Origin of the sequence: Bacteroides sp. B1-V-101 (genome assembly GCF_023656585.1) — a bacterium.
Taxonomy (GTDB): domain Bacteria; phylum Bacteroidota; class Bacteroidia; order Bacteroidales; family Bacteroidaceae; genus Bacteroides; species Bacteroides thetaiotaomicron.
On the sequence record NZ_JAMOKH010000050.1, the window covers coordinates 1 to 13433 of the forward strand.

The window sequence follows — 13433 nt, forward strand, 5'->3', positions numbered from 1 at the left end:
GAACGATAGAAATCGCCAAGAAGTTCAAGCTGATAAGGACTAAAGGTCATGTCACTCTTTTTCATCTTTTATTCATTTTAGTTGATACTTATAGTAGTCAACCAAATCCAGGGTAAGACAATGTAAGGGAGATATGCTAAGGACATAAGTGTCACAACATACAAATGATAGGTAAAGTAAAATCAATACAGCTGTAGTCTGTAGCAGAAAGAATGATGAGAGACAACTTAAAAAAGGATGAGAGATACACTGTTTGGGAGCATATTATGGGATAAAACGATGAGAGACACCCTGCTCCGAAGGTATCTCTCATTCATTATTCATCTAGTTATCTGATCTTTACAGAAAGACAGTGAGACCGTGAGACTAAAATCTTTTTTTTATTTCTTGGGAGCGAGCAGATTATTCCTTATCTACAGAAAATTTAAAGATACACTGACTCATGTATTTTTCTCCCGGGCGAAGCACAGCCGAAGGCCATTCCGGTTTGTTCGGAGTATCCGGATACTTCTGAGTTTCAAGACATACGGAAGCACGCTGATTATATGTGATACCTTTCTTTCCTGTCAGAGAACCATCCAGAAAGTTGCCGGCATATACCTGAACACCCGGTTCGTTGGTATATACATCCAGTACGATACCCGTTTTGGGAGATTCGAGTGAAGCACATTTACGGGAAATATCCCCTTTGGCATTCAATACCCAGTTATGGTCATAACCATTTCCATTCTTCAATTGTACAAAATCGTAATCGTTAATGCGTGCCCCTACCGGAGTCGGAGTGCGGAAATCCATCGGAGTACCTTCTACCGGAACAATCTCGCCGGTTGTCATGAATGTGCTGTCTACCGGAGTATAATAATCGGCATCCACCATCAACAAGTGGTCTGCATTGCTTGCTGCATCACCATCGAGATTAAAATAAGAGTGATTGGTCATATTTACGATAGTCGGCTTATCCGTTTCTGCTTCATAGCGGATATCAATTGCATTATCGTCTGTCAGTTTCATCAGGACTTTACAGGTAATGTTACCCGGGAAACCTTCTTCGCCATCCGCAGCGACATAAGTCAGTTCCACTTCTTGCGGATTCGGTTGCACAGCGTCAAACACACGATACTGGAATCCATTGGGACCGCCATGCAGGCAATGACCGTAATTATTCTGAGGCAACTGATATTCAATGCTGTCCAATGTGAATCGACCTTGATTGATACGGTTTGCGTAACGACCGATGCTGGCACCAAAATCAGAAGGTTTGCTGATATAATCCTGAATAGAATCGAAACCTAAAACTACATCCTGCATCTTACCGTCTTTATCGGGGACCATCACAGAAACAATGCGTCCACCAAAATTCGTCACACAAACTTCCATGTTGTTCTTGTTACGAAGGGTGTACAGATCGGTTTTCTTACCACCTACTTCAGTCTGGAAGTTAGTTTTTAACAGGCCGGAGTCGGTTGGTTGCTCGGCTTTCGGGGTACAAGCAGCTACAAAAAGGGCAGAAACAGCCCATAATGCTAAATTCTTCATGGTTGATATAAGTATTATTATAAATTAGTTCAACGAACATCTTTTATTTAGATTGCAAAATTGGCGAAATTCTGATAGTTTGGAGGCAACATTCTTTCCAAATAATAGCACAAATCAGTCATTTCGCCAATGATGCAATCATAAACACTTATATCTTTCTAAATCAAAATGATTTATCTTATAGCAAATGCAAGTAAACTGATTCCATCACCAGTTACTCCTTTGTATTCGGGAAAGCCGATATTCTCAACCGGGCCGCTCCCATCGGAATCAATGTAATCTCTTCTTTAGCGCCTTTCACCGCATCTTCTTCGGGCAATACACCGCAAAGTCCGGTTTCGTCAATCTGCCATTCGGGGATCATCCGGCCGGTAGCTTTCACTTCCAAAGGCACATTGGCCACCGTGAACGGGAAGTTATCAGCAGGCCAGGACTTACGAACGACTTTGAAGTTCTTCAAAGGCTCTTTCTTATCCAATACCAACGAATAGTTCCAGGGACTGTTAGCATAAATCTCAGTGGTAGGCCACTTCTTCGGGTCGGCACCTTTCTGCCATTTGGAGTCACCGATAGCCGTTTCACGACTGTCTTTTTCTATATATTTCTCGTCAATCTTCAGAGATAAAGTCAACGGACCATAATCCACACTTACACTGTTCTTATTGACTTGCCACGTACGCATGGACAAAGACATCGGAAGAATCATTTCTACTTTATCACCATCCGCCCATTCGCGTTCGATACAAAGGTATTTACCGGATACGGGTTTCACACTGATCTTCTTTCCGTTGACACGCACTTCGGCTCCTTCAGTCCATGAAGGAATGCGGAGGTAGAACGGAAAATCGACCTTTTCATCGGTAGAAACGGTGAATTTGATGCCTTCTTCAAAAGGATAGTTAGTCTCTTCGTGAAGGACGATTTCTTTTCCATTACCCACTTTGATCTTTGCTTTGCAAGCAGCATAGATGGCGGCAGCAATACCGTTGTCGGGAGTTGCCAATATCAGATGTTCCGAGAAATAAGGCCAGCCTTGTGCATGGTTATGCTGACAGCAACGGCTGCTGAACGGATTCATGGAAAGGAACGGACCACGGTTGTCAATACCCGGATGATGGTTCTTTGAGTCACTGACAGTATGATTCGGACAAGTGATGTAGCGCAAAGCCTTGAAGTCCGGCATCACAGCGGCAGGATAAGAGTTGAAAGCTACTTCTTCGCAATGCTCAGCCCACATCGGGTCACCTGTCATGCAGAGCATGATTTCATCGGAAGCCATCTGTTCCACCAATCCGCAGGTTTCCACTCCCTGACGAGGATCGATATATCCCAGACGGGCATTCTCGTCGGCACCGAACATACCGCCCGGAACCTGGCCAAAAGTACGACGGATCAAATGATGTACATTATAAGAGGCTTTGAGCATAGCGGAATCTCCGGTCTGCATATAATAAGTGGCAGGTTCGCGGAAACACTGGGCGATGTTCACATTGTGCCAGTTGGGCAGGGAGGTTGATTTTGTCCAGTCGGCTGTGTTGCGGTGAATCTTCTTGGCAAGGTCCAGCAGGAAGGCATCTCCGGTATGATTATAAAGCCAATAGATACTGATGATGTTGTCACCGCCACGGCTGTTTTCCCAATAGTCTTCCAGAAGCTTATCGTCGGGGACAGTCATCTGCCATTTGAAGTAGTTCGTCATCAGGTCAATAACCCGTTGATCCTGAGAATATTCATAATAAGATTGCAGACACCAGAGCATGATCATCTGTGCCCACAATTCACGTTTGCCGTTCCGTTCGTTGACAGGGCCGAAGTATCCATCGGGCTGGCAACTGGCAAATACACCTTCAATCCATGTTTTTGTTTCTGCAATCATCTTCGGGTCATTCAGGATATAGGCAAGGTTGCCATAACCTTTCAGCCAGTAAGGTACTTCTTCCCAGCCATGATCACCACCGGTTGTCAGCCAGGCGTTATTATCTTTCTCCAGCCAGGCACTGATTTCTCCCAGATGTCCGGTCAACCCATCGCGTTGCAGTTCGAGGTACTTCTTTACCCAGCCTTCCGGCTGGATGCTGCCGACAGGCAGCTTAATAAAGTTCAACGGACGAAGCGGGGCCCGATAGCTCACATAATTCACATTCGTCGATTCTGTGTAGGGGCGGTCCATCACCCTTACAGACTCACCGGCAGTACGTGTGGTAAAAGCTGCTGTCAGTAACCCGACAGTCAGCAGCGTACCCGCAACACCTATTTTAAAAGATCGTTTCTGTTTCATTTTGAATATTTTTTTGGAGATACTACCGACTTTTTAGTCAGCCTTGTTTTAATTCGGTTTATTTATAATTATAAATCAATTCTCCGCCTTTTATCAGTTCATTGTGAGATATACGGTAGTCAGCAATCTTTTTCCCATTGAAATGGATGCTTTTGATCGGTGCGTCTTTCTTTTTCCGTCCTTCTGTCTGAATAGTAAGTACGTTTCCATTCGTCAACCGCAACAGTACCCTGTCGAAAAGCGGAGAGGTCAGATCATAGTATTCATCTCCCACAAGCAGAGGGTAGAAACCCATTGCCCCGAACACGTACCAGGCGCTCATCGTACCGTCATCTTCGTCCATTTCGGGACTATACCCTTCGGGGGCATTCTTGAATGCTTTACCCAGATAAGGAGTCTTAAATTCCGAATTGCCTCCATATTTATGGATCATCGGTTCGGTCATCAGACTGCGCACTATCTGCTGGGTTTTCTCCGGTGCCCCAAGTCGGTTGAACAGGTAAGGAACATGGATATCCGGTTCGTTTCCCTGATTATAAAGGTGATGGTCGAAGAAATAGGTAAGTTGCAAACGAAGAGAGTCCTGCCCTACCCATTCTATCATTTTATCAATGTATTGTGGAGCCGCCCATCGGTATTGCCAACGGGTTCCCTGATAGAGTCCGTTGTTCTTCATCACTTCAAAAGCGGGAGTCACATTCATAAATTCCTTTTTCCATGTTTCTTCAAAAAGAGAGACCGAACGTTGCCGGTATTGTTCGGAATCCGCCTTTTCACCGATGATTTCCGCTATCCTTGCCATTGCCCACAAGTCATATGCCGATTCCATCTTCTGGTCGGGCGAACGCATGGGCAGCCGCTCCATTTCCTGCTTCATACCAGCGTATCCTTTACGGAAATCAAGGTTGGTAATTCCTTTCCGGTAAGCGTCCAGCAAGAGAATCACAGCATGTTCCGTACGTACTGTCGGGGTAGACTCGAATCCGGTGGACCAGTCTTTCTTTCCCGTTGCATACAGATGAATCAGGGAAGTCGCCATATCCCGCATCTTCGCAGGTTCGGTCAGTACCAACAAAGGAAATTTAGTGCGGAAGGTATCCCATAACGACCAGTTACTGTAATATCGGAAGTCTTCTGAGATATACACTTTTCCATCCGTACCCAGATAAGCTCCGTCCGGAGAACTGACATCCGCCGGACTCAGGTAAGTACGATACAGGGAAGTATAGAAAATGACCCTGTCATCTTTCTTGCCTCCTTTGACGTCGATAGCTGACAATTGTTTTTCCCACTGATCAGCGGTCCGGGATTTCACTTCTTCGAAGTCCATCTTTTCCCAACGGGCACATTCCCAGCTCGCCAGTTCGGAACTTAACGCAGACAGTCCGATACGGACTTCCACCGAACGTACCTTTTTGCCAAAGGTAAGGCAGGCAGTCGTCTCTTTCTGTTCTTCCAACTGGAAAGGATGGCTGGTATTTAAGGAGAAATAGAGTTTGTAGCGTCCATGTCCGCAGACGTTCTTTGCCTGTACATAGCCTTCGATGCAAGTTTCCGATATACGTTTATAATGGCAGGTAGCTACGTCTTCAAACGTAGAGGCGAAGTCTATCCAAAGGGCAGCGGAAAGGCTTCGGGGAAATTTATAGCGTTCCACCGCCATGGCGTTGGTCGCTGTCAATTCAGTTTTGATACCATTGGTAAAAGCTGTCGAGTAATATCCGGGAGTTGCTTTCTCGCGGGACTTTTTAATATGCAATTCCTGTGAAGGAGCTACCGGACGAATGCGCAGGTTTCCTCCTCCGCCGCTACATCCCACTCCGGAAAGGCGGTTGACAGAGATACCGGAGACTTTCGTCACTGCATAATCATAACCGGCATGGCTACGCGGATCATTATCCGGACACACACAAACCATTCCGAAAGGAGCGGCAGCGCCCGGAGCTACCTGTCCGTTATCACCGGAAGTACCGATAAACAAGTTGACATACTTTGTATTTTGTGCAACTGACGGTGTCATGATAGATAATACGACTAAAAGAAGGGCATACCATCTGCTTCGGTTGTTTTTCATGCTTCTAAAATAGTATCTGGACTGATTAAAAAGTTGGTAGTATCTCCAATCTCCTCCTTCGGGAAGGAGGAGATTGGAGATAGCACCGACTTCTTAGTCACCCCTGGGTTAACTAATGATATAACTTATCTTTAATTCTTGTTTACAGAGAACTTAAAGATACACTGACTCATATATTTCTCGCCCGGACGAAGTACTGCCGAAGGCCATTCCGGTTTGTTCGGAGTATCGGGATACTTCTGAGTTTCGAGACATACGGAAGCACGCTGGTTGTAAGTGATACCTTTCTTTCCGGTCAACGAACCATCCAGGAAGTTTCCTGCATATACCTGAATACCCGGTTCGTTAGTATATACATCGAGTACGATACCAGTCAGCGGTGATTCGAGAGTAGCACACTTACGGGTAATGTCGCCCTTGGTATTCAATACCCAGTTATGATCGTAACCGTTACCATTCTTCAACTGTACGAAATCGTAGTCATTGATACGTGCGCCTACCGGAGTCGGAGTGCGGAAGTCCATCGGAGTTCCTTCAACCGGAGCGATCTCGCCTGTAGTCATGAAGGTACTGTCTACCGGAGTATAATAGTCAGCATCAATTGTCAGCAGATGCGCCTCATTACGGGCTGCGTCTCCGTCAAGATTGAAGTAAGAGTGGTTAGTCATATTCACAATGGTCGGCTTGTCAGTTTCCGCTTCGTAACGGATATCGATCGCATTATCGTCTGTCAGCTTCATCAACACTTTACAAGTGATATTTCCCGGGAAACCTTCTTCGCCATCTTCTGCCATGTAAGTCAATTCCAGTTCTTGCGGATTCGGCTGAACGGCATCAAACACACGGTACTGGAATCCTTGCGGACCGCCATGCAGGCAGTGACCGTAATTATTCTGAGGCAACTGATACTCAGTACCGTCCAAAGTAAATCGACCTTGGTTGATACGGTTAGCATAACGGCCGATGCTTGCTCCGAAGTCCGAAGGCTTGCTGACATAATCCTGAATCGAATCGAAGCCGAGCACTACATCACGCATCTGTCCGTCCTTGTCGGGTACCATCACTGAAACAATACGACCACCGAAGTTCGTTACACAAACTTCCATGTTGTTCTTGTTGCGCAAGGTATACAAATCTGTTTTCTTTCCATCCACTTCCATCTGGAAGTTACTTTGCAATAAACCGGAATCCGTTGTTTTCTCGGCTTTCGGTGTACAAGCTGCCATTAAGAGGGCGGCAACTGCCCATACACATAACTTTTTCATGGTATTCTATTAATTGATACTATTCAATAAATCTACTTTGCCTTCGTTGACCAACTTAAGAATCAGTTCTCCGAAAAGCGTATTCTGCCAGGCAAACCAGGCACGGGTGAAGTTCTTCGGATCGTCTTTGTGGAAAGATTCGTGCATAAAGCCTGTTCCGGCATCGGTATCCATCAGCATTTTGATACAGGTTTTGATTTCCGCATCATCCTTGCTGGTGAAGGCTTTCATCATGATACTCATCGGCCACACCATATCATAACCGATATGCGGTCCGCCGATACCTTCGCCTGCCTTGCCTTTGAAGAAGTAAGGATTGTCTTCGCTCCACACGAATTTACGGGTATTCTGATAGATAGGATCGTTTACATCTACATCACCCAGATAAGGCATGGCAAGCAGGCTCGGTACATTGGCATCATCCATCAGGAAGTGATTTCCGAAGCCGTCTACCTCAAAAGCATAGATTTTACCATATTTCGGGTGGTTGTATACCGCATATTTCTTCAATGCTGTCTCTACTTCCTTTGCCAGGTCTTTGCATTCCTTAGCCAAAGCAGTCTTCTTATTTACCTTATCAAGTATTTCGGCTGCTTTGCGCAATGAAGATACGGCAAAGAAATTGGAAGGTACCAGATATTGAAGAGTCGTCGCATCATCCGAAGGACGGAAGCAGGAGACGATCAAACCTACCGGTTTCACAGGTGCTCCGAGTCCGTCATTATTCAATGTATCCAATGCACGTTCTGTCTTACGCTGGAATTTATACGGGGCAACTCCGTCTTTGCGTTGTTGTTCCTTGAATGTTTTCAGCACATTGGTGATAGCCTGAATCCATTCTTCTGAGAAGATGCTGGCATCTCCGGTTGTTTTCCAGTAGTGATAAGCCAGACGCAGCGGGTAGCAAAGTGAATCGATTTCCCATTTACGTTCGTGCAGTTCCGGCTTCATATCGGTCAGGTCACTCATCCAGTGATTGTCTTCAACGGCACCGTCATTAAATGCGTTTGCATACGGATCGATATTGATACATTTGAACTGGCGGAGGATAACACCTGCCAGCATCTCTTTCAGTTCGGGATCGGAGTTTGCCAACTGCACATACGGCCATACCTGCGCACCCGAATCACGAAGCCACATTGCGTGAATGTCGCCCGTATAAACGAATGTGTCCGGTTTGCCATCCGCGCCTTTGCGGAAGTGTACGGTAGTGTCGATGGTATTGGGGAAACAGTTTGCGAACATCCATGCCAGTTTCTCGTTTTTCAGAAGTTTCTGCACACGGATGATTTCCTTTTCTACCGCATTCGAACGGAAAAGACGTTTGGAAACTTCCGGACGATTGTCTTTCTGAATAGCGTCCGTCACACATACATGCATTCCGGACATCGTATTTGCAGCCTGCATCTGACCGCCACAAAGGAGCATGCCTGCCAGCATACCCGCACTGATATATTTTACTTGCTTCTTCATAAATTACTTTTTCTTTTTAAATTCGTTGGAGAAAGAATAAGGGAAATCGGTTTCTTTGGTACCACGCTGCTCATTGGGTTTGGAATCCATCTTGAAAGTGATGGAAGCACCGTTCATAAGGTCCTCGTGAGTCACGTAGTTCTTTGTATGGTCTTTGCCGTTCAAGGTCATGGAAGAGATATAACGTTTGTCGTCTCCGTTATTTGGAGCGGAGATGGTTACTGTCTTTCCATTTTCAAGATGCAGCTTCATCTGTTTGAAGTAAGGAGTACCGAGAATATACTCATCCGTACCCGGACATACCGGATAGAAGCCCATGGCAGAGAACACATACCACGCAGAAGTCTGGCCGTTGTCCTCATCACCACAATAACCGTCGGGAGCAGGAGTATAAAGCTTATCCATCACTTCACGAATCCAGTGCTGCGCTTTCCACGGCTGACCGGAGTAGTTGTACATATACAGCATATGCTGGATAGGCTGGTTACCGTGTGCATAGTTACCCATATTCATAATCTGCATCTCACGGATTTCGTGGATGACACCGCCATAATAGCTGTCGTCAAAGACAGGAGGCAGGATAAATACAGAGTCCATCATCTGGTTGAAGCCGTCTTTTCCGCCCATCAGGTCGATCAATCCCTGAGGATCATGGAATACGGACCAGGTATAATGCCAGCTGTTTCCTTCGGTGAAAGCGTCTCCCCACTTCAACGGGTTGAACGGAGACTGGAATTTGCCATCCTCATTCTTGCCGCGCATCAGTTTATGTTCGGGATCATACAGATTCTTATAGTTCATGGCTCTCTTTGCAAAGATCTCAATTTCCTTTTTAGGCTTGTTCAAGGCCTTACCCAGCTGATAGATACACCAGTCATTGTATGCATACTCCAGTGTGCGGGCTGCATTTTCATTGATGCCTACGTTGTAAGGAACATAACCGAGCTTATTGTAGTAGTCATAGCCCAGACGTCCGGTAGAAGAAACCTGCGGATGTACCGCATTAGCTCCGTGCTTTACAGCTTCCCAAAGGGTTTCGATATCATATCCTTTCAGACCTTTCAGGTAAGCATCTGCAACTACCGAAGCCGAATTGTTGCCAACCATACAGCCTCTGTGTCCCGGGCTTGCCCATTCCGGCAGGAAGCCGCTTTCTTTGTAGGTATTTACCAATCCTTCCTGCATCTTCATGTTCATAGACGGATACATCAGGTTCAGGAAAGGGAAAAGACAACGGAAAGTATCCCAAAAACCGGTATCGGTAAACATATAGCCGGGAAGTATTTCACCATTATAAGGACTGTAGTGAACGATATCTCCTTTCGCGTCTATTTCGTAGAAACTTCTGGGGAAAAGTACCGAACGATACAGGCAGGAGTAGAAAGTACGCAAATGGTCGATATCATCATCTTCCACTTCGATACGTCCCAAAACGTCGTTCCATACCTTACGGCCTTTTGCCGCAATCTGGTCTATGTTATCTTTGCCCAACTCTTTCAAGTTCAGTTCCGCCTGTTCGGGGCTGATGAAAGAAGAAGCTACACGTACATTTACCTGTTCGCCTTTACGGGTTTTAAAGCCGATCAATGCGCCGGCATGCTTATCGTTGGCTTCCAGTTTATTGGTATCGATGTTACCATTGGCAACAGCTGCCGTATAAGTAAAAGGCTTGTCAAACTCCAGTACGAAGTAATTCTTGAAGTTTGCAGGAACACCGCCGCTGTTCTTGGTCGTATAACCGATAATCTTGTTTTCCGAAGGGATGACTTTCACAAACGAACCGTTGTCGAAAGCATCTACAACCACATAAGAGTGATCGTTCTCAGGGAAAGTGAAGCGGAATGCTGCCGCTCTTTCTGTCGGAGCAATCTCGGTTACTACATCATGGTCGGCAAGGTATACTTTGTAATAGTAAGGAGTAGCCGTTTCTGCTTTATGCGAGAACCAGCTGGCACGCTGATCCTGATCGAAAACGGCTTTACCGGTAATCGGCATGATGGAGAACTGACCGTAATCATTGATCCAGGGGCTGGGCTGGTGGGTTTGTTTAAAACCTCTGATTTTATCGGCATCATAGGTATATGCCCAGCCATCCCCCATTTTTCCGGTCTGGGGAACCCAAAAGTTCATTCCCCAGGGAAGGGCGATAGCGGGATAAGTGTTTCCGGTAGATAAGGCGTGCTTGGACTGAGTACCTACCAGCGGACTGACATAGTCCACTGGTCCGGTAATCGTTTTAGCATCCATATTCCACGCACTAAATAAAGTAAAAGCTAATAGAGCGAGTTTTTTCATGGTGTTCTTGTTTTATTTAGTTAGTTTTTCTTCAAGCATCTTTATAAAATAGCCGCCAACTACGGAACGCGCCTGGAAACCTCTCTGAATCGGATTGTCCGTAAATACCCAGTCGGACATCGGAACGCGGGTAGTCGTTTCATCCATAAACAGATATACCGGTTCAATAAACTTCTCGAAAGTAGCTTTGTCCTGTGCCATGGTAGCTGTCCACATGATCCAGTCAGTCTTGGTATAAGTTTCACGGTTATCCAGCGGAAGGCCGTATTTATTTTGCTTCGTAAGATAATAAGCAATTTCTGTCTCAGCAACTTTTTCCGGGAAAATCTGTAGTTTCAGCAATTTGTCCCACACCAGATTATACTTCTGGCTCCAGGTTCCCGGTTTGTCGAATGTCAGACGGTAGTGGTCGCCGTCATCCGCCATCTTCACCCATTCGGCAGCCATTTCTTTCGCCTTCTTCGTGTACTTTTCAGCAACGTCTTTTTTGCCCAGCATATCTGCCATGTAGCCGTAAGAAGCAATACCCATGATAGCCTTGATAGAAAGATTGGCATTGTGCGCAAAGTGTCCGGCAAAGTCATCCGTACAAAGTTGGTTCTCCGGATCAAGACCGTACTCAACCAGATAATCCGTCCAGGTTGTCAGAGTTTCCCAATGCTTTTGTGCGTAGTCGGCATTTCCTTCTACAGCAGCAATCGCTGCAGCAAGGACTACCATATTGCCGGATTCTTCGATCGGCATATCGCCTCCGTAAGTCTGGCCGTTAGCCAGCGGATATGTACCTACGTCGTGAGCAGCAAACGGTTTGGTCCATTTTCCGCTTTCACTATAATAGAAGATATGGTTCATGGTAGCTTTGACCAGTTCCGGATTGTAAAGCAGAAGCAACGGAGCTCCCGGATAAGTCAGATCGACTGTTCCGATGGAACCATTACTGAAATTTTCTTTGGAAAGGAATACCAGGTCACCATTCGGAGCTTGTACCAGTTTATGGGCAGCTAATGCCTGACGATAAGCCAGAGCGCAAAGTTCGGCATACTTGCGTCCGCCGGCCGCTTCGGCCTCTGTCATCAGTTTATTATCGAAAGCTGCACAATTTTTCATTTGAGTCTTGTATTCCTGTTCTGCTTTCTGGAATTGCGATACGATTGTTTCACTGCCTGTACGATTCCAGTAAGGACGGAGGTTTTCACCAAAGTACTGGATAGAGTAAATATCATCGTAACCGATCAGCAGGTGTCCGTTCGCTTTCTTTGTTTCACCCAGTGAGCGAACCAGCGCCAGTTTGTCATAACCATTGGTGGTAGGAGCTTCCAGCTTGTTCTCTGTAAAGCTTTGGCGAAGTTTCTTTCCGTCACCGATAGCATAAGTGCTGTTCTCTTTTTCAGCAGCCAGGTAGAAGTGTCCCCAGTCAATACGTACATCGTCACCTTTCTTTTTCAGGATGTCCTGATTACGGCTGCCGGTGCGCAGGAACAACAGATCACCGTCAGTAAAGCTGTCGGCTACGGATTCCTGATGAGGCAGATCGAGTGCCCATTGAGGAGCAGCTTCAAAATAGAGTTCAACTTGGTGCGCCTGTCCGTCGTTAGAAATGACTTCATAAGAAATATAGTTGACAGGGCGTGCCATCAAGTCCAGGTTATCCATAAACAGGGGTGCCGTAAATGTCAAATTCAAGTCTACCGGACCACAAGTGAAGTTATAATAAGTCTGCATAGGTTGAACATCGGCAGAAGTCTGCTGTGCAGTCTGATTGAAGTAACGGTTATTATCCAATTCTACCAGCAAACCAAAATCCAGCAAGCCATTTGCTCCACGGTTGTGACAATAAGCGGCAATCAAGTTTTCTCCCTTTTTCAGGGACGCTACCACTTCTTCCGACAACTTCACCTGTACGTGCTTCTTACAAGCGTTTCCTGTGTCTACCACCTTCACTCCGTTGATATAAATAATCACATCATCATCATGAGAATATTCCAGATATACATTCTTACCAGTCAAGTCTTCCTGAATATCAGCGACACGACGTACCCAGATAAATTCTTCACCCCACTGGGTCTTGGCTACATGTTCGTTCTCCATGGTTCCGAAGGCACCTTCACCTTCTTTCCAGGCAGCATCATTGAAGCCGACATTTTGCCATCCGTCGGCAGGTTGCTGAATTGTATATTTTCCTGTCCAGTTACCTTGTTCCGAAGTTTTCACCAAAGGTCTCAATTCCAGTTCTTCCGTTCCCATAAAGCGGTAAGTCTGTCCGTCGACTTTAGCCACACCGATTAAAGGGAAATCTTTACCGGTCCAGTGTTTCACCGAACCATCATATAAATTGTCCGTGAAAGACCAGGCACTGGTGTACGGGTCTATGCTCACCAGCGGATAAGCCGGAGCACGCAACTCGCTCTTCACATGCTGTTCCATCTGGGTCCCACAGCTACAAAGTACAGAGGCTGCTCCCAGCAACAGCGTCATCAGTTGTTGTTTCATAATTTAATTACCTGTTTTATTT

Annotated in this window: 7 protein-coding genes; all 7 read right to left on the minus strand. The window is 45.9% G+C overall.

Features of this window, described 5'->3' with window-relative positions:
* Positions 1 to 402: 402 nt before the first annotated feature.
* The gene (locus NBH01_RS23490; protein WP_132059730.1) at positions 403 to 1536 is read right to left on the minus strand and encodes an aldose epimerase family protein; all 1134 of its coding nucleotides are present in this window, start codon (positions 1534 to 1536) and stop codon (positions 403 to 405) included.
* Positions 1537 to 1750: 214 nt separating this feature from the next.
* On the minus strand, positions 1751 to 3814 hold the full coding sequence (locus NBH01_RS23495; protein WP_225679914.1) for a beta-L-arabinofuranosidase domain-containing protein: 2064 nt from the start codon (positions 3812 to 3814) through the stop codon (positions 1751 to 1753).
* 58 nt (positions 3815 to 3872) lie between these two features.
* Complete coding sequence (locus tag NBH01_RS23500; protein ID WP_225679912.1) at positions 3873 to 5888, minus strand: glycoside hydrolase domain-containing protein; 2016 nt, start codon at positions 5886 to 5888, stop codon at positions 3873 to 3875.
* Between the two features lie 131 nt (positions 5889 to 6019).
* Positions 6020 to 7153, minus strand: coding sequence for an aldose epimerase family protein (locus tag NBH01_RS23505; protein WP_072067083.1), 1134 nt, complete (start codon positions 7151 to 7153; stop codon positions 6020 to 6022).
* Between the two features lie 9 nt (positions 7154 to 7162).
* The gene (locus NBH01_RS23510) at positions 7163 to 8581 is read right to left on the minus strand and encodes a glycoside hydrolase family 125 protein (protein WP_225679928.1); all 1419 of its coding nucleotides are present in this window, start codon (positions 8579 to 8581) and stop codon (positions 7163 to 7165) included.
* 48 nt (positions 8582 to 8629) lie between these two features.
* Positions 8630 to 10921 (minus strand): GH92 family glycosyl hydrolase, encoded by a 2292-nt coding sequence (locus NBH01_RS23515; RefSeq protein ID WP_022472144.1) that lies wholly within the window; start codon positions 10919 to 10921, stop codon positions 8630 to 8632.
* A gap of 12 nt (positions 10922 to 10933) precedes the next feature.
* Positions 10934 to 13411, minus strand: a complete 2478-nt coding sequence (locus NBH01_RS23520; protein WP_225679910.1) for a glutaminase domain-containing protein — start codon at positions 13409 to 13411, stop codon at positions 10934 to 10936.
* Positions 13412 to 13433 lie beyond the last annotated feature (22 nt).